The 26,375-nt window shown below is 32.9% G+C and carries 23 protein-coding genes; 7 read left to right on the plus strand and 16 right to left on the minus strand.

Annotated elements, in window-relative coordinates; all coding sequences use genetic code 11:
• Positions 1–182: 182 nt before the first annotated feature.
• Positions 183–1,922 carry a sensor histidine kinase gene (locus JOC75_RS07200; protein ID WP_204953331.1) on the plus strand — a complete coding sequence of 580 codons (1,740 nt, stop codon included), beginning with the start codon at positions 183–185 and terminating at the stop codon, positions 1,920–1,922.
• Entirely contained in the window at positions 1,919–2,656 is a 738-nt protein-coding gene (locus JOC75_RS07205) for a LytR/AlgR family response regulator transcription factor (protein WP_204953332.1), read from the plus strand. Before JOC75_RS07200 ends, JOC75_RS07205 begins: the two co-directional genes overlap by 4 nt.
• Positions 2,657–2,832: 176 nt before the next feature.
• Here JOC75_RS07205 and JOC75_RS07210 read toward each other — a convergent pair whose 3' ends face one another.
• Entirely contained in the window at positions 2,833–4,452 is a 1,620-nt protein-coding gene (locus JOC75_RS07210; RefSeq protein ID WP_204953333.1) for an ABC-F family ATP-binding cassette domain-containing protein, read from the minus strand.
• 191 nt (positions 4,453–4,643) lie between these two features.
• Between JOC75_RS07210 and JOC75_RS07215 the strand changes: the two genes are divergently transcribed.
• Complete coding sequence (locus tag JOC75_RS07215) at positions 4,644–5,072, plus strand: hypothetical protein (protein WP_204953334.1); 429 nt, start codon at positions 4,644–4,646, stop codon at positions 5,070–5,072.
• Positions 5,073–5,216: 144 nt separating this feature from the next.
• Here the strand turns inward: JOC75_RS07215 and JOC75_RS07220 are convergent, their stop codons facing one another.
• Complete coding sequence (locus tag JOC75_RS07220) at positions 5,217–6,110, minus strand: CPBP family intramembrane glutamic endopeptidase (RefSeq protein ID WP_204953335.1); 894 nt, start codon at positions 6,108–6,110, stop codon at positions 5,217–5,219.
• A gap of 355 nt (positions 6,111–6,465) precedes the next feature.
• On the opposite strand from JOC75_RS07220, the gene JOC75_RS07225 reads away from it, so the two are divergent.
• The gene (locus JOC75_RS07225; RefSeq protein WP_204953336.1) at positions 6,466–7,908 is read left to right on the plus strand and encodes a carbon starvation CstA family protein; all 1,443 of its coding nucleotides are present in this window, start codon (positions 6,466–6,468) and stop codon (positions 7,906–7,908) included.
• A 207-nt stretch (positions 7,909–8,115) separates the two neighbouring features.
• Positions 8,116–8,376 (plus strand): hypothetical protein, encoded by a 261-nt coding sequence (locus JOC75_RS07230; protein WP_204953337.1) that lies wholly within the window; start codon positions 8,116–8,118, stop codon positions 8,374–8,376.
• 17 nt (positions 8,377–8,393) lie between these two features.
• On the opposite strand, the gene JOC75_RS07235 is transcribed toward JOC75_RS07230, so the two are convergent.
• The 13 genes from JOC75_RS07235 to JOC75_RS24200 form a co-directional block, all read right to left on the minus strand.
• Positions 8,394–9,332, minus strand: a complete 939-nt coding sequence (locus JOC75_RS07235) for a DUF4349 domain-containing protein (RefSeq protein ID WP_204953338.1) — start codon at positions 9,330–9,332, stop codon at positions 8,394–8,396.
• A 149-nt stretch (positions 9,333–9,481) separates the two neighbouring features.
• Entirely contained in the window at positions 9,482–10,042 is a 561-nt protein-coding gene (gene lepB / locus JOC75_RS07240; protein WP_204953339.1) for a signal peptidase I, read from the minus strand.
• Positions 10,043–10,392: 350 nt separating this feature from the next.
• Positions 10,393–10,818 carry an organic hydroperoxide resistance protein gene (locus tag JOC75_RS07245; protein WP_204953340.1) on the minus strand — a complete coding sequence of 142 codons (426 nt, stop codon included), beginning with the start codon at positions 10,816–10,818 and terminating at the stop codon, positions 10,393–10,395.
• Between the two features lie 441 nt (positions 10,819–11,259).
• Positions 11,260–13,122 (minus strand): PTS fructose transporter subunit IIABC, encoded by a 1,863-nt coding sequence (locus JOC75_RS07250; protein ID WP_204953341.1) that lies wholly within the window; start codon positions 13,120–13,122, stop codon positions 11,260–11,262.
• On the minus strand, positions 13,119–14,042 hold the full coding sequence (gene pfkB / locus JOC75_RS07255) for a 1-phosphofructokinase (RefSeq protein ID WP_204953342.1): 924 nt from the start codon (positions 14,040–14,042) through the stop codon (positions 13,119–13,121). The genes JOC75_RS07250 and pfkB overlap by 4 nt, the downstream gene beginning before the upstream one ends.
• Before the next feature lie 913 nt (positions 14,043–14,955).
• Positions 14,956–15,642, minus strand: coding sequence for a YknW family membrane protein (yknW, locus tag JOC75_RS07260; protein ID WP_204953343.1), 687 nt, complete (start codon positions 15,640–15,642; stop codon positions 14,956–14,958).
• Positions 15,643–16,051: 409 nt separating this feature from the next.
• The gene (locus tag JOC75_RS07265) at positions 16,052–17,494 is read right to left on the minus strand and encodes an NAD-dependent malic enzyme (protein WP_204953344.1); all 1,443 of its coding nucleotides are present in this window, start codon (positions 17,492–17,494) and stop codon (positions 16,052–16,054) included.
• A gap of 161 nt (positions 17,495–17,655) precedes the next feature.
• A complete protein-coding gene (locus JOC75_RS07270) occupies positions 17,656–18,741 on the minus strand; it encodes an AbrB family transcriptional regulator (RefSeq protein WP_204953345.1) in 1,086 nt (361 codons plus the stop codon).
• A 121-nt stretch (positions 18,742–18,862) separates the two neighbouring features.
• Complete coding sequence (locus JOC75_RS07275) at positions 18,863–19,021, minus strand: hypothetical protein (protein WP_204953346.1); 159 nt, start codon at positions 19,019–19,021, stop codon at positions 18,863–18,865.
• 380 nt (positions 19,022–19,401) lie between these two features.
• A complete protein-coding gene (locus tag JOC75_RS07280; protein ID WP_204953347.1) occupies positions 19,402–21,222 on the minus strand; it encodes an ABC transporter ATP-binding protein in 1,821 nt (606 codons plus the stop codon).
• 8 nt (positions 21,223–21,230) lie between these two features.
• Positions 21,231–22,985, minus strand: coding sequence for an ABC transporter ATP-binding protein (locus JOC75_RS07285; protein ID WP_204953348.1), 1,755 nt, complete (start codon positions 22,983–22,985; stop codon positions 21,231–21,233).
• Between the two features lie 313 nt (positions 22,986–23,298).
• Positions 23,299–23,541, minus strand: coding sequence for a GrpB family protein (locus JOC75_RS07290; RefSeq protein WP_338036553.1), 243 nt, complete (start codon positions 23,539–23,541; stop codon positions 23,299–23,301).
• Positions 23,542–23,626: 85 nt separating this feature from the next.
• On the minus strand, positions 23,627–23,830 hold the full coding sequence (locus JOC75_RS24200) for a GrpB family protein (RefSeq protein ID WP_204953349.1): 204 nt from the start codon (positions 23,828–23,830) through the stop codon (positions 23,627–23,629).
• 276 nt (positions 23,831–24,106) lie between these two features.
• Between JOC75_RS24200 and mscL the strand changes: the two genes are divergently transcribed.
• Together mscL and JOC75_RS07305 are read left to right on the plus strand one after the other, a co-directional pair.
• Complete coding sequence (mscL, locus tag JOC75_RS07300; protein ID WP_204953350.1) at positions 24,107–24,484, plus strand: large-conductance mechanosensitive channel protein MscL; 378 nt, start codon at positions 24,107–24,109, stop codon at positions 24,482–24,484.
• A 161-nt stretch (positions 24,485–24,645) separates the two neighbouring features.
• Positions 24,646–25,653: an NADP-dependent oxidoreductase gene (locus tag JOC75_RS07305; RefSeq protein WP_204953351.1), complete on the plus strand. Its 1,008-nt coding sequence runs from the start codon at positions 24,646–24,648 to the stop codon at positions 25,651–25,653.
• Positions 25,654–25,756: 103 nt separating this feature from the next.
• Here JOC75_RS07305 and JOC75_RS07310 read toward each other — a convergent pair whose 3' ends face one another.
• Complete coding sequence (locus tag JOC75_RS07310) at positions 25,757–26,305, minus strand: hypothetical protein (protein WP_204953352.1); 549 nt, start codon at positions 26,303–26,305, stop codon at positions 25,757–25,759.
• Between the last annotated feature and the right edge of the window lie 70 nt (positions 26,306–26,375).

A 26,375-nucleotide genomic window follows, 5' to 3' on the forward strand; every position in this document is an offset into this window, starting at 1 on the left:
TTCCTCCACAACTATGAATTTTTATATGTTTTGAGAACTCATTGATCAATAGTTTCCTTCTAGTATAGGAAAGCGCTGACAATTTGTCATGTGAAAACCATTATTTTAATGATATTATTTAAATTACGGTGTTGGTTAATGATTGTTCTCTAAATTTACAGAAGAATTAGGGAGAAATGTCTATGTTTGAACTTCTACTCACAATGCTTGAGCGACTTGGAATCATAGTTACTGTTGCATTTCTAGTAACAAGATTACCATTTTTCAGGCAAATGATACAACGAAATGAGATAAGTAGAAAGCATCAATATTACGCAATTGCCTTCTTTGGTCTTTTTGGAATTATTGGTACATATTCTGGAGTTACATTTGATACAAATTCTCTTCAATTTAATCGATGGGCATATGAACTTTCAAGCGAGGAAGCTATAGCAAACTCACGAGTAATCGGGATTATCATAGCTGGTTTACTTGGCGGATACAAAGTTGGAATTGGAGCAGGGATTATTTCTGGACTTCACCGCTTTTCACTAGGTGGATTTACTGCTGTTTCTTGTGGATTATCTGCAATTTTAGCTGGTGTCTTAGCAGGATATTTTCATAAAAAGCGAGCACGCATTAATTTATCTACAGCTTTAGTTGTTGGTGCTTTTGCAGAAGCTACTCAAATGCTAGTCATACTTCTCGTTTCAAAGCCTTTTCTACAAGCACTTCAATTGGTTCAATCAATAGGAATCCCTATGATTATCGCTAACGGGGTCGGCTCTGCAATTTTCCTCCTGATAGTAAAAAGTGTTGTAAATGAGGAAGAAAAGGTTGGTGCTACACAAGCACAAAAATCTTTAAGACTAGCAGAACAAACGCTTACTTACTTAAGAAATGGGTTATCACCAAAAACAGCTGAAGTCGTATGTCGTATTATACTAAAAGAAGTAGATGCTATTGCAATTTCCATCACAAACCAAGATAAAATACTTGCTCATATCGGTTTAGCAGATGATCACCATAAAACAGATATCTCAATTCAAACTTCCTTAACAAAGCAAGTATTAAAAAAGGGAACATTAACAATAGCAAACCAAAAAGATATACAATGTAAAATGAATAATTGTCCGCTAGGTGCTGCTGTTATTGCTCCATTAAAAATAAGAGATGAAACAATCGGAACTTTAAAATTTTACTTTCATTTTGAAAAAGACATTTCAAACCTGGATATCGAGCTAGTACGTGGCCTTAGCTCTTTATTAAGTAATCAATTGGAAATTTCTGAAGCGGAGCAAGCTAAACAATTAGCAAAAGAAGCTGAAATAAAAGCACTTCAGGCACAAATTAGTCCTCATTTTTTATTTAATTCATTAAATATTATCGTCTCATTAATACGCACAAATCCTGAACTAGCTAGAAAGCTAATTGTTTACTTATCACAGTATTTCAGAAAGAACTTAACAGGTACAACAACAAATTGGACGACTCTCAAAGAAGAATTAGATCATGTTCAAGCATATTTAGCAATTGAAGAGGCTCGTTTTGTAGATCGTTTAGTGATTTTATATGATATTGATCAATCAGCTTTGACCAAAAAAATCCCAACCCTAACATTGCAGCCTCTAGTTGAAAACGCAATAAAACATGGAATAAAAGATTTGGCACATAATTGTATGATTAAACTCTCCATAAAGAAAATTGATAATAGTAGCGTGAGAATCATCGTAAAAGATAACGGTAAAGGCATTGATGAGGAAAGGCTTCAAACTATTATCACATCCATTGTTGATAGTCAAAATGGTACAGGGTTTGGATTGTATAATGTGAATAGACGATTACTTTTGTTACTCGGTGAAGACAGTAGATTAAGAGTGGAATCTAAGCTAAATAAAGGAACATCAGTTTCTTTTAAAATAAAGGAGGTTGAGATGAAATGAAAAAACATCAAATTACAGCCTTAATCATAGATGATGAAAGATACAGTCGAGATGAGCTTCGGCATTTATTAGAACATGATCACTCGATCGATGTTATTGGTGAGGGAGATTCAGGTGAAGCAGCAATTGTAAAAGCAATTCAGCTAAAACCAGATGTTATATTTCTTGATGTGGAAATGCCACAGATGAATGGAATCGATACGGCTAAAGCTATTAACAGCCTAAAAGATCCACCACTCATCGTCTTTGCAACAGCTTACCCTGATTTCGCTGTTGATGCATTTCGATATGGTGCTATCGATTATCTCTTAAAGCCCTTTGAAGAGGAAAGAATAAAGGAAACGATAATAAGACTAGAAGATCGTTTGTTCAATGCTAACCATGAAAAAGAAGCTACACCCCTACCCAAAAAATTAGCGATTGAAAGTGAAGATGGAATTGTTTATATAGATCCGAATGAAATTATTTTTGCTTATCGAGATGATCGGATGACAAAAATAGTTGGTAAAGTGTTTGAATATGAAACAAAAACACCACTGAAAGATTTTGAACTTCGTTTAAAGGACTACCGTTTTTTTCGTATCCACAAAAGTTATCTTGTAAACCTTAAGGATGTCAAAAAGTTAGTTCCATGGTTTAATGGTGCATATCAGCTTGAATTACATGGTCACAAAGAAACGCTTTCCGTTAGTAGAAATTATGTGAAGGCTCTGAGAACAAAGCTAGAAATATAATTACATAAATATGGTTTCAACATATTTAGAATCAAATTCCTTCAAACTTTTTATAACTATCCTCATAGTCGACTTAGCCAATGTTAAAAGGTAAAAAAAGAGATAGGCTAAATAACAAAAGTTATTTTGCCTATCTCTTTCAATATTGTTATTATTCGTTAAAAATATATATCCTATTATGCGTATAGTTCCTTGACTTGTTTCTGAACAGTACTGTCAGCTAAAAACTCGTCATATGACATTTGTTTATCTACTATTCCGTTTGATGTTACTTCAATAATACGGTTTGCAATAGTTTCGACAAACTGATGGTCATGAGATGTAAAGATCATTGCACCTTTGTATACTGTTAAACCATTATTTAGTGCTGTAATTGATTCTAAGTCTAAATGGTTTGTAGGTTCATCTAATAATAGGACATTTGATCCGCTAAGCATCATTTTTGAAAGCATGCAACGAACTTTTTCTCCTCCAGATAAAACACTAGGTTTTTTCAGAACTTCTTCACCCGAGAAAAGCATACGCCCTAAAAATCCCCGAAGGAAGCTCTCACTTTGATCATTTGGAGAGTATTGACGAAGCCAATCCACAAGATTAGGTTCATTCCCAGTGAAGTACTCACTGTTATCTTTAGGGAAATAAGCTTGTGATGTTGTTACACCCCATTTGTAAGTTCCACTATCAGGTTCCATTTCACCAGATAGAATTTTAAATAACGTTGTGATGGCAATCTCATCGCGACCAACTAACGCAATTTTATCTTCTTTATTCATCATAAAGCTTACATTATCTAAAACCTTAACACCATCGATCGTTTTTGATAAACCATCTACACGTAAAACATCGTTTCCTATTTCTCGCTCTGGGGTAAAGTTAACATAAGGATAACGTCTAGAAGAAGGCTGTATATCATCTAATGAAATTTTGTCTAACAACTTTTTACGCGATGTTGCTTGCTTTGATTTAGATGCATTTGCACTAAATCGAGCGATAAAGTTTTGTAACTCTTTAATTTTTTCTTCTTTTTTCTTATTTGCTTCTTGCCCTAATTTTGCGACTAACTGACTTGATTCGTACCAGAAATCATAGTTACCTACATATACTTTGATTTTAGAGAAGTCCAAGTCAGCGATATGTGTACATACTTTGTTTAAGAAATGACGATCATGCGAAACAACGATTACAGTATTCTCAAAATTAATTAAAAATTCTTCTAACCATTGAATTGCTTGAATATCAAGATGGTTTGTAGGCTCATCAAGAAGTAAAACATCAGGTTTACCGAAAAGGGCTTGTGCTAAAAGAATCTTAACCTTATCTCCACCTGTTAAATCAGCCATTTTCTTCGTATGAAGATCTTCACTAATTCCTAAACCTTTTAAAAGAATAGCTGCTTCACTTTCTGCTTCCCAACCATTAAGTTCAGCGAATTCACCTTCTAATTCTGCTGCTTTCATTCCATCTTCATCAGTGAAATCAGCCTTCATGTAGATAGCATCTTTTTCTTGCATTACTTCATAAAGACGCTTATGTCCCATAATAACTGTTTTTAAAACTTCAAACTCTTCATATTCAAAGTGATTTTGTTTTAAAATAGCCAATCTTTCACCAGGTGCCATACTAACATCACCTGTTTGTGCTTCGATTTCACCTGATAATATTTTTAAAAACGTGGATTTTCCCGCGCCATTTGCACCAATTAATCCGTAGCAGTTGCCCGGAGTAAATTTAATATTAACATCTTCAAAAAGCTTGCGATCACCGAATCGTAAGCTAACATTAGTAACTTGAATCATGAAATATCCTCCAATACTTTAAACATCTAAATAATTATAACACTTAAAGTCCAATTTTTATACGTATATTGGTGTTAACTTTACATACACTTAAAGATTCTATAACGTTCTTTAATAGAGTGAAAAAAAAACATACGAATAATTCCTTGCAAATTTGTTAAAGATTTATCTTAGGGAATGGAGGTCGCAACATGTTTTCATCACGTGGAGATGCACATAAGTTATATATAAAGTTTAAAAAAGCCCAAAATCAAAACCAATCATTGGATGATTTAAAAGAATTAATAGAAATTGAAGAAATAAAATCTTTTTATAACAACCAAGAAAGTTCAACACTAGAAAAAATCTATTATCGTGTTTTAAAGGAGAAAAATGGGATGGGAATGATCCCTGTTTTCGTTTCTGCTGGTCCATGGTTATTATTTCTGTTTTCAAAAAAGCTACAAGAAGTTTTGTTTCAAAACGGCAGTTTACCTTTCATCATTTTCATTACCTTATATTTGATCATTTTAACTTCTAGCGTCATATTACATTTTCGTGAGAAAGCTTGGGCAGCAATTCACTCGACTATTATAAAAGACATATTAAATGATCGCAAAATGAAAAGTAGCTCTACATAAAATGGCGTTATTAAATAATCAGTTTTTTTGACCTACATACTTTACAGGCATTCAACTTGCAAAGATTCTCTACTACCGCAAGCGCCTGTATTGTCTCACAATCAAATAATTCACTAAAGTTACTTATGTAAGTAAAACATAAGATTAAAATCTACTTTTCTCTATTTTATATTTCCTAAGAACGATAAGCATAAATAGTAGACCAATTAAGACTGTTGTAATTGCAGATGACATCGCATTCACGTTTTTCAAAACGAATAATGAAGGAATATCCCCTACAACTGTATCTTCCATCGTTAAGAAGATACATAAAAACATATTGTTAGCCGCATGGGCACCTATACTATATTCAGAGCTATTCGTTTTGATTGTTATGTAAGTCCAGATAAATCCCATTGCCAAATAATCAATTGCTATCCAGATAGCTCCGTGCTCCATTTCAGGGTTCCAAAAATGTAGGCTTCCAAAAATCCCTCCAACTATTAATGTAAGAACCACTGGATTTTTCGTCACTTTTCCGACCCATTGTAACAAAAAACCTCTAAAAAATAGTTCCTCAGATGTTGTTTGAATAGGAACCAATAATATTGATGCAAGTACTAGCCATACAAAACGAGATCCATCAAAATTATTCAACATATAATCATTTGGTGAGATAATATAATCCACTAGTGAAAATAGAGCAAACAGTAAAAAAGAAACTAAAAATCCATATAATATTTTAGACCAGTTCACTCTATTATATGGTGTAATAAAGGATATTAATTTCCTTTTGAGTATCATTCTAGCTGCTATCCACATTCCAATAACCGTTGTAATGTTTACAATATGATATAAGTAAAAGTCAACCAGGGGATCTGTTATCACCATTTCATTTAAATTTATAAGATCTGGGTTAACATGACCAGTAATTAGCATACTTATGATGTAACATATCACACCAATGATAAACATAAATGCTAAAATTACTAATAGGGAGAGAATGTATCTCCAATGAGTGTTTTTCCCATTTACTATCTTAATAAAATTTGGTTCCATTTTAATTCTCCTTTTAATAGATTTACATAAACTTGTCTGATGTAAAGATCAGCATCTACTATCTGACTTAAAACAATTAGTTATATTCCTTTTAAAATAAAAATAGAACAAACACCAATTATTTTACAGATATTAACATCATATATGATTATCTCTACTATGAAAATATTTAATTAAATTATTAAATTAAATGCACATTTTCTATTTTTTCATACAAATGCATGTTAATAACCCTTACCTACATGTTAAACTCCTTTTCTTACATGTTAAACATAAATTAAGCTATTAAACTTATAACTTTGATACCATAAATGTAAGCGTATTCAAGAATAAAAATACTAGGAGGTTTCCCTATATGTATACGTTTATTGGCGGAATAGTACTTCTTATAGTAGGTTATTTTATTTATGGTCGTTTTGTTGAAAAAGTATTTGGTGTGAAAGAAGCTAGACAAACACCAGCTATTACAAAAAGAGATAATGTAGATTACTTACCAATGGGTAAAAAACGTAATTCATTGATTCAATTACTAAATATCGCAGGTGTCGGACCGATATTCGGACCAATTATGGGTGCATTATATGGTCCAGCTGCATTCATTTGGATTGTGATTGGCTGTATCTTTGCCGGTGCTGTTCATGATTATTTAACTGGTATGATTTCAATACGTAACCGTGGTGCACATTTACCAGAACTAGCTGGTAAATTTCTTGGGAAAACAATGAAACATGTTGTAAACGCATTTGCCATTCTTTTGTTACTTTTAGTTGGAACCGTATTCGTTACAGCTCCTGCAAATTTACTAGCAGGAATAACTCCTGAATGGGTATCTTTCGGAGTGATTATAGCTGCTATCTTTATTTATTATGTTTTAGCAACACTACTTCCAATTGATAAAGTAATTGGTCGATTATATCCTTTCTTCGGAGCTTTACTTTTAATAAGTGCTATTGGAGTAGCTGCATCACTAATTATTACAGGCGCACCAATTCCTGAATTAACTTTGGAAAACATGCATCCTGATAAAGCACCAATTTTCCCACTATTATTTTTAACGATTTCTTGTGGAGCTTTATCTGGTTTCCACGCTACACAAACACCGATCATTTCACGTACAACAGAAAACGAGTCACAAGGACGATTTATATTTTACGGAATGATGATTGCAGAAGGTATTATCGCGATGATCTGGGCTGCGGCGGCTATGAGCCTTTTTGATGGATACAATGGATTAGCTGATATATTAGCTAATGGCGGTCCAGCTGCAGTTGTAAGCGAAGCATCTACTGCCATGTTAGGAGCTATCGGAGGAACTTTAGCGGTTCTTGGAGTCATTGTACTACCTATCACTTCTGGAGATACTGCATTTAGAAGTGCTCGTATGATTATTGCTGATTATTTAAACATTTCACAATCAAAAATTGTTAGCCGATTATGGATTGCTATTCCTTTATTCGTAATTTCCTTTGCTTTAACTAAGATTGATTTCACATTATTATGGAGATATTTTTCATGGGCAAATCAGTCGACAGCTGTTATCGCATTATGGGTTGGTGCTATGTACTTATTTATCGCCAAGAAAAATTATTGGATTGCAATGATTCCAGGAATCTTTATGACAATGGCAACATCAACTTATATTCTAAACGCAGCAATAGGATTTGGCTTACCACTAAACATTTCTTATATTGGCGCAAGTATGATAACTGTTGTTATCATCGCCTTATTTTACAAAGCTGCAATTAAATCCAGATCACAATCCTTCCAACTTGATGATGATCTAACTAATGTTGCTTAAATAAAGATCATAGATAAAAAAGTCTGCACATTAATTAAGTTTCTGTTAATGTGCAGACTTTTTCTAATGATTAGGCTCTTTTGCAGGGGATCTGGTAATGGAAATCAACAACAAAGATATAACTAAATCAATTATTAAAACGATTCACTTGCAACAACTATTGATGGATATGATAAAATAAGCTATCTACTTATAAAGGAGTACAGCATGAAATTACAAACATTAATCGAATATTGCTTATTAATATTCTTCTCAGGTATTTATTTTGCATTTCTAGGGTTTCAATCGAACGGGATTACTTTCATAGTTGGTGTTATTTTCATCTATATCGTGATCACATTATCAACTAAAAGGATTTTACCTCGATATGGAATCGTAGATAAAAAAACATCTATTTTGCTAAGTGTTAGTTCTATATTAGGAACTATTTTTATTACCATGTTTATTTTAACGATATTAGCAACGTAATCACTGCTTTTATCATGTTACATCGGTGGTTTCGTGTCCTTTGTTTTTTTTCGTTTTTTAATCGTTATTAAGGCAATCGTAAGGAGACCACCTAAAACAAGTAAAACAGGCAAGCTACCTACAATGAATATCGTAAAAGCAGAAACTATATTTAAAAGAAAATTAACGCTATCCATAAACTGTTTTTTGGTTTTATCCCAAGTGTTTAACTCTTTATTATCCAAAGTCGGTATATTCACTTTGTCTTCTATTACATGTAACGTTACAGTTGCTAAATTCACTTTATTTTTCAAAAAATTCATTCTTCCTTTAATTTGCTCAATCTCTTCTTGAACTGCTGATAAATCATTTGAGATTTTTAATAATTCTTCTGTTTTTTCTGCTTTCTCCATAAAATCTAGTAGACGTTTTTCCACAACTTCTTTTGATTTCAACCTTGATTCAAGATCAACATACTCCTCTGTTACATCTTGACCTGAAATTGACTTATTAACTACTTTAGTACTTCCTGTCTCAACTGAGTTTAGAAAATCACGGAATTTTTCTTGGGGTATGCGAACAGTGATTGTTCCTTCTACTGATTTACCTTCTTCTACAGTATATGAGTTCGATTCAACGATATAGCCATTTTGAATTTCTAGTTGTTTTTGTATAAAAGTTAGTGTTTCTTCATAGCTTGAAACTTGAATAGAAAGGTCAGCTGTATAAATAACCATTCTCTCATAAGATCCGTCATCTTGATTAGAAGACGTCATGTTTTCTTCTTTAATAACCTCTTGTTCAGAAACCTCATCAGAATTTTCCTGTATTTTTTCTTCTGTCATTTCTTGAGATGAGTTATCTAAACTTCCACTGCTAGATTTATCCATCTGACTTTCCTCAGTTGAGCTACTACTACACCCGGTAACACTAATAATGACTAGAAATAGTAAGATAATGTACAGAACCTTCCTCATTTCGACACTTCCTTTTAAAGTAGTTAATCTTAACTCATTAGTCGTATTATTTGAGGAAATGTTACAAAAAGATTACATAAAATAAAAACTAAAAAAGCCGGGTTTCACAATTTTATTAAATGTGAAATCCAGCTAGTACTGTTACTGATTTATTCTGTCTTACTTAAATGATCAAAAGGAAAGAAGATAAATTCTGACTTTCCAAGTATCCGTTCTTTCTCAATTAAACCTAAGCCATTTCTACTATCCATACTATTTAAACGATTATCACCCATTACAAAATAACTTCCCTCTGGTACTTCGATCTCGTCAAAATCACTTGTTAACATCATACCCATTTGCTCTGCTTCTGTTTCATTACCTTCTAAGTAAGGCTCCGTTATTTCCTGTCCATTTACATAGACTTTACCCTGTTCAGCTGTTATTTTATCACCAGGTAACCCAATAATCCTTTTTACATAGCGAATTTTTTCTTCTTTGCCTTCAATAATGACTATGTCACCTTTTTCAATTTCTCCGATAAACTTTAATGTTTTATTCACAAATAGACGATCTCCGTCTTTTAACGTTGGGTCCATTGAAGATCCTTCTACCAAATATGGTTCAAATAAAAAGAAGCGGATAATCATCGCCAACCCAACAGCTAGTACTATTGCTTTCGTCCATTCCCATATCTTTGTTTTCGATGATTCTGTTTCGGTTTGCGACATAAAAATCCTCCTATATAAGCTCTTTTACCATTATACTTTATTACCAATTTATTTGCTAAAAAATTAAAAAATCCTTTATTTTTTCAGATGAATTTCTCTTAAATTGGAAAAACAGTAAGTTTAATTATAATGAAATTGTAAATTAAGACTATAAAAGTGACAAAACTTAATTCTCTGTCTTCGTATATACTCACAACTTGTTTACTATTATAAAATGAGAACACAAAAGAGACCAGAAACAAAAGGCCCCATGTTAGCCTTTAATTTCTGATCAATTAATTTATTATGCAACTAGTTTATGCAAACGTTGTATGTAAATCCTCTAAACCTTATGAGTAGCAAAGTTTATTTTAAGATACAACCTCAAGAGTTACATCAATATTTCCTTTTGTTGCTTTTGAATATGGGCAAAAATCATGTGCTTTTTTTACAAGCTCTTCTAATTGAGATTTTTCAATTCCTGTACCTTTAATTTGCAAAGATACACCTAATTTAAATCCTTGATCTGCTTCATCTTTTATTAGACTGACATTAGCAGTAACCTCCGAATCAAAATTCGCCTTTTCTTTTTTAGCTATTAATTGTAAAGCTCCATCAAAACACGCTGCATAACCTGATGCAAAAAGCTGTTCAGGGTTTGTTGCCTCAGGTATTTCTTTCGCTCTTGGAGATCCAGGCATTGCAAGTTTCACATTAATATTTCCGTCAGAAGATTCTACTCTTCCTTCTCTTCCTCCAACAGCTTTTGCAGTAGATGTAAATAGTACGTTTGACATTCATAATCATTCCTTTCACTATTATATTAGAAATGGATTACTTATCGCTAAATACTATAAAAATTAGCACCTGAAGAATAAATGGCAATCTTTTCTTTATAGGCTCTGTAAAACTTTGTTGTTGATTTCCGTTACAGGCATTCGCTTTCCTCGGACAGTCCGAGAGCCTCCTCGGCGCAAGCGCGTGTGTGGTCTCCCTTTGACACGCTTCTCTAAGCAGGAGTCTCATGCCTTGCACTCCAATCAACAATGTGCTAAAAATCAACATTAACCTTTAACATAGCCTCTTTATAAATAGTATCATTTTTACGATAAGCATACAGAACCAAGAAAAGATCTCTAAATTTGTATCACTATTAAAATTTACCCTCTTTCAAGAAATTTAAACAAAAAAGCTGAAAGATTCGAAGTACATTCGTCTCTTATCAGCTTTTATTTTCATTATTCAGTAACTGGCTTTTTTAATAGACCAAGCATGATTGCAGTTATAACCGCACCAATTAAAATAGCTAGCAAATAAAGCAACGGATTTCCTTCTACTAACGGGATAACAAATGCACCACCGTGTGGAGCACGTAATCCGTTTCCAAAAAACATCGCTAAAGCTCCTGCTACAGCAGAACCAGTTATGACTGATGGAATAACACGTGCCGGATCAGCAGCTGCAAATGGAATCGCGCCCTCTGTAATAAAAGATGCACCCATCACATAACAAGTGATTCCAGCTTCACGTTCACGTTTTGTGAATTTGTTACGGAAAATAGTTGTTGCTAAGGCAATCCCAAGTGGTGGTACCATTCCACCTGCCATTACAGCAGCATGTGGAGCAAAATTACCAGCATCAATCATTGCGATACCAAATGTAAATGCAGCTTTATTGATTGGACCACCCATATCGATGGCCATCATCCCGCCTAGTATAAGACCTAAAAGAACTAAATTACCAGTTCCTAAATTACCTAAGAAATTACTAATTGAAACATTTAATGCACTTACAGGTTGATTAACAACAAAGAACATGATCATACCTACAGCGAAAATACTTAATACAGGGTAAAGTAATACGGGTTTAATTCCTTCTAAAGATGCAGGCATTCCTGCTAAAAGCTTTTTCAATAATACGACAATATAACCTGCTAAGAATCCTGCGATTAACCCACCTAAAAATCCTGCTCCACCTTGTGCTGCCATAAATCCACCGACCATACCTGGTGCTAACCCTGGTCGATCTGCAATACTTAATGCAATGAATCCAGCTAATACAGGTATCATTAATCCAAATGCATTTCCACCACCGATCGTACTTAAAGCTTCAGCAAATCTGTTGTATGATTCGTGATTAGGATCGGCAGCGTGTATACCAAACATAAATGATAAAGCAATTAATATCCCGCCACCTACAACAAATGGTAGCATATTTGAAACACCGTTCATGAGATGTTTATAAAACCCTGTTCTTTGGTTACTACTTTCTTCTGTCTTGTTTTCTCCACCACTACCCTGGTAAATTGGAGCATCTTGTTTGACTGCACGCTCTAGTAATTCTTTGGGCTTTCTAATCCCATCAGCAACAGGAACAATGATCACGTGTTTTCCTTTAAAGCGATCCATATCCACCTGCTTATCAGCAGCAACAATAATTGCTGTTGCTTCTTTTATATCACCTGAAGTTAAAACATTTTTTGCTCCACCAGATCCATTTGTTTCAACCTTTATTGATAAGTTCATATTTTTGGCATGTTCTTTTAAAGAATCTGCTGCCATATACGTATGTGCAATACCTGTTGGACATGCTGTAACTGCTAGAATTTTACCAGAACGAGATTCAGTTAGTTCTTCTGTTTTATCTTCAACATCATATTCATCGATAATAGATAAAATATCATTTTCAGTTTTAGCTGATAATAGCTTTTCTCTTACTTCTTGTTTCATTAAGATTGTGGACAGTTTTGATAATGCTTCTAAATGAGTATTATTAGCACCTTCAGTCGCAGCAATCATAAAGAATAAATGGCTAGGTTGACCATCAAATGCTTCATAATCTACTCCTTTTGTAGAACGACCAAAAGCAATTGCTGGTGTTTTTACTGCATTGGTTTTAGCGTGAGGTATTGCAATACCATCACCAATTCCTGTAGTACTTTGTTTTTCTCGATCTAATACTGCACGCTCATAAGCTGCTTTATTTGATAACTTACCAGCCTTATCTAATACATTAACTAATTCCCCTACTACATTTTCCTTTGTTGTTGATTGGATATTCAATTTCATTGTGTCTTTTGTTAATAATTCTGTTATTCTCATTTTACTTCCCCCTCTTTCTCTATTTTAATTTGAGGTAATAGTTCCTCTACTTTTTCCTTTGTGCACAACTCTAAAGAAAATGCTGTTGCACTACCTGAGGCAACACCAATCCTAAATGCATCTTCTATTGGATGATTTTTAGATATAGCACTTAAAAATCCTCCAACAACTGAGTCACCTGCTCCAACAGAATTCAACACTTTACCTTTCGGAACATTCGCAATATAACTACTATTTCCTGTTATAAGTAATGCTCCTTTTTCAGCTAATGAAACGATAACATTTTCAACACCTTGATTAACTAGTTGTCTACCATAATATAAGGCTTCATGAATTGAAGAAATCTCTGTTTCGAACAATTCTCCTAGTTCATGGTGGTTTGGTTTAATTAAGAAAGGCTTTTCAGAAATAATTTCTTTTAAAGCATCACCAGAGACATCTGCAACGACCTTTATTTCTTTATCTCTACAAATCGAAATAATTTCATTGTAAATAGTCGATGATAGTGTTCCAGGTATACTTCCAGCAAGAACGACAATATCTTGTTTTTCCATCTTTTGAAAAGCTTTAAAAAATTCCTCTACTTCTGAATCCGCTATACTAGGTCCAAGTCCGTTTATTTCTGTTTCCACATTTGTTTTTAACTTTATATTGATACGTGTATCACCTTTAACAGTAATAAAACTAGTATCAATGTTTTCCTTTTTTAAGAAATCCTTTACATAATCACCTGTAAATCCTCCGATAAATCCTAGTGCGCTAGATTCAACACCCAACCGCTTCAATACACGTGATACATTAATTCCCTTTCCTCCTGGAAACTTAGAATCTGAAGCTGTACGATTTAATGCTCCTAATTCAAAATTTGCAACCTCAGTAATATAATCTACTGACGGATTTAAAGTTACGGTATATATCATGTCTTCACGACCTTTATAACTGTATTTTTGATCAACATCCTCAGTTTCATTGTTATAATTCTTGCGTCTGAGAGATTAGCAAAATTTAAGAATGAAATCTCATCACATTTTGAATGATCTGCTAAACATATATTTCTTTTAATAACGTAAATATTGATATTTTAATTTCAGTATTTAGTAATTAATTTATTATACTGATAGTTTTTGATTGAATTTTCACTTACATATGGTTCTGCTAATTTCTTTTTAATAGGTCAGCAATACCATGATTTCTTTTTTATTATTTCTCCCATTTTCTAATTTAGTTGAATATCTTATAATCGACGCTTCAAAGGTATTTGTTGGTTCTACACGCTTTTGAATGTAAATAAATTTGCTCTTAAATGATCCAAAAATCAGGAAATGACGCTCAGATATTAACATAAAATGAACACCACCTAATATTTGTAAGCGAATTCATTATCTTTACATTTTCATTATATAATCATATTCAGTCAAAATCAATTACTTTTTATCATTTTCTATCATAATATTTCATCATAATTCTTTTACTCTTTCAAAAACATTCATTTTTATCATTTTTCACCTCATTTCGTCTTTGTAACTATCCATATATCAATTAGTGTTGATACAGTAAGTAATACCTTTAGGATGTTAATCATAAATTTTCATTAACCTTTCTCTAAAAGCAATCATTTTCGATCATATATCATCCATACCTTTTGAACTTAAAAAAACCCTATTGTAGAAAAACTACTTTTTGAAATAGTTTCTACATTGAGGATAATCTTCATTCATATCTAATTATTAAATTGAAAGGAGATGAGCAGTCTTTTTAGATCTTTTAACACTCCATTTTTGCTTAAATAATCAAGTAAAGAGAACTAGTGACCTTTTTAAAATTTTTGTGTTTCTATATATTTCCTTGAAATAGTCCATTAATTGCAGCAACAATAAGGGTAATAATGAAGAAAATAACCATAATTGTGTATGCTACAGGTTTTGAAATATTAGCAACCTTTACTAAACCTATGCCTAAGAGAATATAATACCAAATACTAAACACTTCAATAACACCTAGCATTCCACCCAAAACCCCATTTGCACGAATAAAGCCATTTAAGCTTGTCAGATAAACAGCTGGATTTCCATCAATCATCATGATAAAAAACTGATTTATTACTTGACCAATCATGCTTATGAAACTTACATAAATTATTAATGAAAACAGTTGTTTATATCCGACTTCTGCTTTAATCATTCTTGATATTCCAAGTAAAATTAAAGCAAATATTGCATAGCTAATAGGCGCTCCTAATAATCCACCAAGAGTGGCAAGCACTAGGTTAATTGCTTTCATTACTGATATTTCATCATCTGTCAATTCAAGACCATACACAGCACCATATTCAATATCAATATTCAAGGTAACAAAAATCGCCACACACATTGAAACTATGGATAATAATATTAATGGCAGCCATATTACTGGTCCTGCTTTAATTCTTTCAAACTGTTCTCTTGGACTAAAGATCATCCCATATAATGTTGGTTTTTTTATTCGAATTGTTTCTCGCCCTATGATTGTCTCATTTTGCATGAAAAAACACCCTCCAATAATTGTCATTAATTACTATTACGAAAGATGCTTTAAATAGTTTCATAAGTTAGTAATAAACCTCAACTATTAATATGATTCTCATATATATTAACAAAGCTTAAAGCTAGCAATAAGAAAGTGGTTATTTTTGTTAAAGTATTTAAAGCGAAGACAAACTTTATTTGTAAAAACACACCATTATCCACGAAAATAAACAGATAATTTTTACATATATTAATTACTACACCACTATAGGTCAACTATATAAGCATAAAAAAGAAAGACTGATATTTCATTCACAGTCTTTCTTTTCATTAACCTACTACCTGTATGTTGTGTTCTGCCTTAATGACTTTTGACATAATAGATTTACTAATACCCTTTATAAAGTATCCTGATAAGTGAGTGACTAAAAAGTCTCTACTAACCTGTTTTCTTCTTTAAATAAATCTTTACGAGCTACACCGGATTCATATGCAGCCTTTACTACTGCCTCACGAACCTTCTCAACCACTTTTTGATTAAAAACACTTGGGACAATATATGTTTCACTTAGTTCATCATCTGAAACAACTTCAGCAATTGCTTTTGCAGTAGCAATTTTCATCTCTTCATTAATTTCTGAAGCACGGCAATCTAGTGCACCTCTAAAAATTCCTGGAAAGCAAAGAACATTGTTTATTTGATTTGGAAAATCTGATCTTCCAGTTGCCATAACCTTTACATATGGCTCTGCTAATTCCGGGTCTATTTCAGGAACTGGATTCGCTAATGCAAAGACAATTGGATCAGATGCCATTGATTTCAAGTGTTCAACTTTTAGTACACCTGGTGCTGAAACCCCAATAAATACATCTGCACCATCTATCACGTCAGTTAATGAACCACTTATATTTTCTGGATTCGTTATTTTAGCAAATTCTGTCCAATTTTTATTTTCGTATATCGCAGCCCTATGAATAGCTCCTTCGCGATCAACTCCAATAATATTCGTCACTCCAGCAGCTATCAGCATTTTAGCACAAGCAGTTCCAGCAGCACCAACACCATTTAAAACAAGCTTAATAGATTCTATTTTTTTACCAGTTAGCTTTAAGGCATTGTATAGCCCAGCTAGCAGAACAACTGCTGTTCCGTGTTGGTCATCGTGAAATACTGGTATATCTAGTTCAGCTTTTAGTCTCTCTTCAATCTCAAAGCAACGAGGAGAAGAAATATCCTCCAAATTAATTCCTCCAAAAGCAGGTGAAATTGATTTTACAATAGAGATAATTTCCTCAGGATCTTTTGTATCTAGACATATTGGAAAAGCGTCTACGTCCGCCATTTGCTTAAAAAGCATAGCTTTCCCTTCCATTACTGGCATAGCTGCGAGTGGTCCAATATCTCCTAATCCTAAGACTGCCGTACCGTCTGAGACAACAGCTACCGTATTTCTTTTAATTGTCAAAGAGTGTGCTTTAAGTGGTTCTTCTGCAATAGCATGACAAACCTGTGCTACTCCAGGAGTATATACTCTTGAGAGATCGTCTCGATTCTTTATAGGGTTTTTAGGTGTCACTTCAATCTTTCCACCTAAATGCAAAAGGAATGTCCGATCTGAAACTGAAATGACTTTTACACCCTTCAACTGACCAATAAAATCCATTACAGCTTGTCCATGTTGTTGATTTTTCACAGTTATCGTTATATCACGTACTGTTTGAGATTTGCTTGTAGAGATAACATCAATACCAACTATATCTCCTCCTTCTTCTCCAATGACTTTCGCAATTTCACTAAAGGTGATAAGCGTCTTCTGAAAGTGAAGCCGTATAATGATATTCATGCTTGCATTACCTAATTGAGACATTTGTTACCTCCAAATCTTAAATCATAAAGGGGATATTAGAACATTGGAAGCGTTTTAACATCCTAATCTCATCTTAATATGTTACTTCTAATCTGTAATCGTTTTCTCATTATTCTTCTTTTAATTTTTATTGTGTATTTTATTCATTTTGTTCACATGAATTAGCTTAGTTTAACTATCTTTTCCTCTTTGTTCTCGCCAAATACCTTTCTTAAAAATAGTGGAATGATAAAGAGAATAAAGAATACACGAAATAACTGAAAAGCAGCCACCAAGGATAGATCCGCATTTACTATTTGAGCAGTGACTCCCATTTCTGGTAGGCCACCTGGTGCGATACATAGAAATGCGGTAGCCATAGATATTTGAAAAATACTGTGTAATCCATAAGCTAATAATAAAGAAAATCCCACCACTAAAAATGATGATAAAAGCGTAATTGGTAAGAGCATCCTCCAATTATTCAGTTTATTAGTTTTCATACCAAGACCTAAATAAATTCCTAGACAGAGCTGAGCAATAATTGTAAAGAAATTTGGTACATGTAAGGGCTCAAAACCACTTAAGCTTAATAAAGCTGATGAAAGGAGAGGACCAATAATCCATGGTGTCGGACAATGTAAACGTACAGCCAATTTTGTAAAAAGAAAAACGACAACAAAAAAAATAAAAAGTTGGAAGTATCCACTTTCACTTACTTGGGATTGCTGCACTACAAAATCCCCTTCTATATTAGAAGCAACTAACGTATTAATTGTTAAAATTGGAACGATAAAGATAACCGTCAACATTCTAACGGTTTGCATAAATGTCACAATTGTAGGCTCTGCTTCACTAATTTCTTCACTTAACACAACCATTTGTGATAAGCCGCCCGGTGTTGTTCCCATTACTGCACTTGGTAGTCCAATTCCGACTATTTTTGAAATAATGATTGCTATTACAAATCCAAATAACACCATTGAAATCGTGCTAATTAGCATTGATGGAAATTGATGTAGAATTTGTTGGGCACTTTCATTTGTAAATGACAATCCCATACTATACCCTAAAATCAGTTGTCCTGTATTCCTAAAACCTATAGGCCAATGTAGACTTCTTTTCGTAAGTAACCTCCATATCAATACAAAAGTTAAAGGTCCTAACATCCAAGCTAATGGCAAATGAAGGAATTTGAAAATAAATCCTCCCACTATTCCCAGGATCACCGCTTCTATAATAGGAACTAAACTTATTTTTCTCTCCAAATATAGTTCCCCCTCACCTATTACTATTAATTACATAAAAAAACTGACCCTATAATTTCCTTCTCACTAATTACTGGCTGTGAGAAAAGATATTACAACATTAGGTCAGAATATTAACTATTTATTGGATAACTGCTTCAACTAGCTGATCATTAAAATAAACTACATGCGAAAGAATTTTGCGACCTCTCATGTTTTCTATAGATTTCTTCGCTTCAAGCTCATCTTCATACTCAAACATTTTAATTGTTTCATTAGCAAAAACAGTTATTACCCACATTTTACATAGCTCCCACAGTTTACTTTTAGTTTGTTAAACTTTAATGTTGTTTCCTCTCCAGAACCTATTATCCTTTTTCTCCCCCTATTCACAAACATATCTTTAAATGAAATCTGTGCATCATCATTTTATTAAGAAGCTGTCATGATCTTCTATGAATAGAATAGTATCAGCCCCTGACCAAAGTAAATAAATCAATAAATTATTTTATAATATTTATAAACTATATTTTGTTCATTTTGTTTATAGATATAAGCTCCTCGTTTTCACTCTTTGTTTATATACAGAATAGATAAGAAATTATAGATAAAGGATCATTAATGAGGGGATTTGAATTCTCATAAATTCATAAAAAAAAAGAGGTGAAAAATCACCTCTTTTTATCCGACCTCTAGCATATTAAACTGTGCCTTCACTAATCCATAATAGATACCTTTTCTCTCCATCAACTGTTCATGATTTCCTTGCTCCATAATATTTCCATGATCCAATACAATAATATTATCCGCTTCACGAATTGTTGATAATCGATGAGCAATCATAATTGCTGTTCTACCGTTTAAAAGTGTTTTTAATGCATGCTGAATTTTAACCTCTGTTTCAGTATCAATACTTGCAGTTGCTTCATCTAGAATAATGATTGTTGGATTTGCAAGCAATGCCCTTGCGAAAGAAATGAGTTGACGCTCTCCTACAGAAAGGACATTTCCTCTTTCCTCGACTTCTGTAAAGTAACCATTTGATAAGTTTTGAATAAAATCATTCGCTCCTACTGCTTTCGCTGCATCTATTACTTCTTCATCAGATGCTGTTGGACGACCAAATCTTATATTATCAATAATCGTTCCTGAGAAAATAAACGTATCTTGTAAAACAACACTAATTTGTGAGCGCAGTGCTTCAAGTGACAAATTCTTAATATTTACATTATCGATTTTCACATTCCCACCTGTCGCATCATAGAACCGGCTGATTAGGTTAGCGATTGTTGTTTTACCAGATCCAGTATGACCAACTAATGCAACAGTTTGACCAGCTTCAATCGTTAATGAAATATCATTAAGTGCTTTTCTAGACGAATCATAAGCAAATTCAACATGCTCGAATTCTATTTTACCTTCCATATTAGAAAGTTTAGTAGGATTTTGTAATTCAGCCACTATTGGCTTTTCATCGATAAACTCAAAGATTCTTTCTGACGATGCCATCCCCATTAATAATTGATTGTAAACCTGACCTAAACGAGAAATTGGTTCCCAAAACATTCCTAAGTAAAAAGCAAAAGAAACAAAAGTCCCAATTGTTATCGATTCATTAGCTATTAATGTTGCACCATAGGCAATGAGAATTGCTGTACCAATAGCATTTGTCATTTCAACCATTGGAGTGAACATCGCATTCCGTTTTGTGGCATTTTGCCATGATTGAAAATTCTCAGTATTTACGCCTTCAAAGAATTCAATATTTTCCTTTTCTTGAGTAAATGATTGAGTAACACGAATTCCTTGAATCGACTCATTTAAATGTGAATTTAGCTTTGATTGCTTAAGCCTAACTGTTTGCCATGAACGACGAATTTTTTTTCTTAAACTAGTAGAGATAAAAAACATGATTGGAACAATAACCATAATCGCTAATGTCAGTTCAGGACTTAATGTAAACAACAAAACAACAACACCAATTAACAAAATAAAATCCATTAAGAGATTAATAACACCACTTGTAAAAAGCTCTTGAAGTGAGTTAATATCATTCATAATTCTTACTAAAATTGAACCAGCTGAACGTTGATCAAAAAAACGATGTGATAATGATTGAACATGTGTAAACAAATGTCTTCGTATATCATAAATGACATTTTGACCAAGCATATTCATCCACCTTATACGAAAGGTATTAGCAATATACGATATTATGTATAAACCTGCAATTGTAACCACTAATATTGTTAATAGACTCATATCTTTATTGGCAATTGCATAATCAAGTGTATATTTTCCAATCAAAATTGGTGCAACTAATCTAACTAATGCTGAGATGAGTACGGCTATAAATGCTGAAGGAAGTAATGTTCTTGAATATGGTTTTAAGTAACTAAAAAGTCTCCACATTTGCTTCCAGTTAAACGGTTTATCAATGACTGTTTCTGTTGAATAATGAAATCTTTCCATGATCCTAGTTTTCTTTTCTTTATGTTCCATGCTTTCACCTACCCTACTGTTGACTGTAAAACAGCCTTTTGATCTTGATATTGGATATCAAATATTCGTTTGTAATATCCTTCTCTCATAATTAATTCATCATGTGTTCCTCTTTCAACGATTGAACCGTTCTCAAGAACTAATATTTCATCTGCGTGCTTCAAAGAAGAAATACGATGAGCAATAATAAACGTTGTTCTTCCTCTCATTACTTCCTTTAATGCTTTTTGAATATTAAATTCTGTGGTCATATCAACAGCACTTGTAGAATCGTCTAAGATAAGTATGCTCGGATTCATACAGATAGCTCTTGCAATAGCAATTCTTTGTTTTTGACCACCTGATAACCCAAGACCACGTTCACCTAGCATTGTGTCATACCCATTTGGCAATTCCATAATAAAGTCATGTGCTTGCGCTCTCTTCGCCGCCTCAATGATTGTTTCCATGGTAGAATCAGGACGTCCATAGGAAATATTATCTTTAATTGTTGAAGAAAATAAAAAAGACTCTTGTAAAACGACACCAACATTTGAGCGCAGTGTTTTTAATGGATAATCCTTAATATCTCTTCCATCTATGAATATTTGCCCGCTTGAAGGTTTGTAAAACCTTGTCATCAGTTGGGTTAAACTTGTTTTCCCGGAACCTGTAGCTCCAATTAAACCAATTGTTTTTCCAGCACCTACTTCAAATGAGATATCACTAAGCGCTAATGCATCTTCCTCTTGATAACGTAAGCTAACAGTGTCAAAAGCTACATGTCCTTTGATATTGTTAATTGGAACTGTATTTTCTTGATCTCGAATGCTCTCGTCTGCTTCAAGGATCTCTAGTAATCTTTCACCAGAAGCCTTGGATTGTGAAAATAAATTAATAACAAATCCTAAGTGCATGATAGGCATCATTAAATACCAAACTAAACTAAAGAAGGCAACAAGCTCTCCAGGCTGCAAGCTTCCTCTGATAACAAGGACACTTCCATATGCAAGTAAAGCAACAACACAAATATTACCAATCAACTCCATAAGCGGGAAGAATTTTGCCCATATCCCTGAAGTAATTAGTGACTTTTCTTTATAACTGCCATTAGCTTGATTGAACTTAGAAATTTCAAAATCTTCTCTTGAAAGAGCCTTCACTGTCTGAATTCCACTTATATTTTCTTGTACATTTGTATTAAGTTTTCCAAAAGACTCACGTATGTTACGAAATGCCGGATGTACTCTTTTATCAAAATGATAGACAGCTACAGCTAAAAACGGTAACGCTGCAACTGTAACCAGAGTTAATGGTACTGAATAAATAAACATAACTGTAAGTGTTCCACATATTAATAGTAAAAAGCGAACAAGCTCTGAAAAACCAAATGATAAAAAGAAACGAAATCCTTCCACATCTGCTGTTAGCCTTGACATTAAATCTCCTGTTTTCGCATTATCATAATACATAAAAGGTAATCGTTGTAACTTCTCATACAATGCATTTCGAAGTCGGTAAACAGAATTAATACCAAACATATCACCAAGATATTGATGGAAAAATGCAGAGATAGCTTTAATGCCCATCAAAGAAAGAAACCCGATAACAATCCAAGGGATATATTCATATTGTTCCTTTAAAACAATCTCATCAATTGTGAGTTGCAATACGATAGGATATATGACGGTAATGGCCGTCATAAACAAAACAAAAAACAATGACCATAAAAAGTATTTTTTATACGGCCAATAAAAGCTTTTTAGCTTCTTAAAAGTATCCATATTTTCTCCTCCAGGATTATATTCTAAAAATCATACTATCTATAAATATAACAGTATCTATATAAATATATCGGTATTCGAAATAATTTTCCATAATTGTGGTAAGGTTTTTTTAATTACAACTTTAGTCTTAGGTTTATCACCTTCCAACTAACTAAGACCTTTGTATGAATAAAATCAAAGATAGCACCTCAACTACTCCACAAATCGAAGTAAATCGCGATGCCAGATAATCTCCTTTAGTTAGGTCGAAACATACTTGTGATTACATACATAATCTAATATTTAACACCATATCGGTAGATGAAAAGTTTTATTTCCATTCACGATCCCTTTTTAATATTGCCTTAATATGATCTGACTTCGCACTTGCATATTCATTTCCATTATTCCAATTACGAACTGAAAGCTCTTTTTTGATTCCTTCGTACTGGATACGATCCACATGAGATACTCTCAAGTAATCTCTAAATAGAATATGATCGTACCACCAATTACTATGCAATGGGACAACGTGTATATGTGTCTTTCTGTGCTCATGATGAATATCAACCAAATTATCTGCTGTGATAATAGCTGAATAACGATCTATACTGTTATCCTTTACCCCAATAAAAAAACGTCGAAAAGGAATTTCTTTGTTATAAGCTGATATATATATATGGTTTATCAGTTAGTTTCTTCGCTACAACATCTAATAATTTTTCATCACTTATTCCAATTATCATATCAATAATTGGCTTTGCTGATAAACCCTCTATAGAAGTGCTTCCAATATGTTCAATCACGAGAACTAGATCACCGATAATACTATATAATTTCTTTTTTTCTTTTAGAAAAAACATTGGCCAGTCTTTTTTATTCAGTCAAGTTAATCTTCAATTTAATGTTCTCCTTCTAAACTTGTCTATAGTGAATACATCTAAATTAAAGAGTTTTTCACACTACAAGTATTTTTTTATGGTTTCCTCGTAAATGTTGACTTTTCTGAAGAAATTATTTCGCAAAATTTTTTGTTATATACCGAAGTGTAAAGCATCTTAATAGAAAGCTCTTTCAACCAAAATATCAACATAATAATAATCAAAAATCTGAATATATGAAAGATTGGAGAGGCAACTATGTTTAAACAATTTCTTCGCTTTGCAGTAAGAGGAAATGTTATTGATTTAGCTGTAGGAGTTATCATTGGGACTGCATTCGGTAAGATTGTAACATCGTTAGTTGATGACCTAGTTATGCCAATCATAGGTATTGCCCTTGGTGGTATTAATTTAAAGGAGTTTTCATTTACTTTTAAGGATTCATCTATACAGTATGGTTCATTTTTGCAAACTGTTTTAGATTTTATCATCATCACATATAGTATCTTTTTCTTTGTCCAACTCTTCTATAAATTAAGGAAAATAGATCATGATAAACCAATAGGCCAAACCAAAACAAATAGTGAACTTTTATTAGAGGAAATACGAGATCTATTGAAAGAGAAGCGAAAATGAATAGTATACTTTAAAATATTACTATATCCTTATATTGATCATTTTCTTAGAATCAACTTGGTTATAATGAAATACTTTTAAACAAGTCTTTTTATTTTATTTAATTTCATTGATTCGTTATATTAGAATAGAACATATCCAAATTTTGAAAGGTGAGGAATATGCAAAAACAAATATTACTTAAAAACAGACCCATAGGAACACCTACACATAATGACTTTGAAGTTGTTGAAACAAGCATTGGAACACCCTCAAATGGAGAAATTCTTGTCAAAACTGTTTATATCTCTGTCGATCCATATCTACGCGGGAGAATGAATGATACGAAATCATATATCCCTCCTTTTCAATTAAATGATGTTATTTCTAGTGGTGTTATTGGACAAGTGATCGAATCAAAATCAAATTTATTTAAAAAGAACGATTTCGTCCTTGGATCACTTGGTTGGCAGGAATATAGCATAATAAAGGAAAATACAGTTCGCAAAATTAACCCAAACATAGCACCAGTGTCAACTTACCTTAGTGTATTAGGCATGACTGGGTTAACAGCTTATTTTGGTTTATTAGATATCGGTAAGCCTAAAGAAGGTGAAACAGTTGTTGTATCAGGTGCTGCTGGTGCGGTCGGATCAATCGTTGGTCAAATCGCGAAAATTAAGGGCTGCCGCGTTGTTGGTATTGCTGGATCAGAAGATAAAGTGAATTTACTAGTAAATGATTTTGGATTTGATGAAGCAATTAATTATCATACTGAAGATGTTGCTGTTGCCCTTCAAAAGGCATGTCCAGATGGTATTGATGTATACTTTGAAAATGTTGGAGGAACAATTTCGGATGCTATTTTTCCTCTTCTAAATAATTTTGCAAGAATTCCAGTTTGTGGTGCTATCTCATCTTACAATAATACCACTGAAGATATAGGTCCACGAGTTCAAACACATCTAATAAAGACTAGCACGTTAATGCAAGGATTTACTGTTGGAAATTATTCTGATCGATTTGAAGAAGGAATTCAAGAATTAGCAGGATGGTTAAAAGATGACAAATTAAAATATAAAGAAACAATCACGGTTGGTTTTGACCAAACAATTAATGCTTTCTTAGACCTTTTCAAAGGAGTCAATATTGGCAAATCACTAGTAAAGGTAGCTGAGATTGAAAAATAATATCCTTCTTTTGATAAAGAAAGAACAAGGTACGTTGATCTAAGACCTAAAAAGAAAACATAGAAAAACGATTGATTTATTGTCAATCGTTTTTCTATTACTCTTAAACACCTTTATAGCTTGTTACACCAAACGTATCATCCTCAGAATATCCATTAAAATAAATATCTAAGTCATGAAATAAGCGGTGAAGTTTTATCATCGCATCACGGTCATCAGAATCTATTACTTTTTTTGCAGTATTTTCAATAGTTAAAAAATCTTCATAAAGCATTTTATCTTTCACTTCAATATCTTTGAAGATAGACACAATATGTAACGCCTTTTCCTGTTGTTTCCTATAATCAGCTGTATGTACACGCCCCCAGCATAACGTTTCATTGTAAAATTCATGTAATTCAATTATAAAATCATGACCATTTTCATATTCGGTTGTTGAAAAAACGACAACATCTTTTGATGCTGGAACATTAATAACATCAGTGGAAACATCCTCATTAATGTCTATATCACTTTTCTCTATTGCTTTTTTGGGATCTTTCTCAAAGACTTTTGTTGATGTCATATAGTCCAAACCCTTATAACTAGCTATTATTAATATAAATAGAATTAATAATATACCTATAACTATTTTTGCTTTTTTATATTTCATAGTACCTCCCTTATTAAAAGTTTATATAAAAAACCATATTTATGTAAATTATACCAGTAGACTACCTGGG

This window comes from Metabacillus crassostreae, assembly GCF_016908395.1.
Taxonomy (GTDB): domain Bacteria; phylum Bacillota; class Bacilli; order Bacillales; family Bacillaceae; genus Metabacillus; species Metabacillus crassostreae.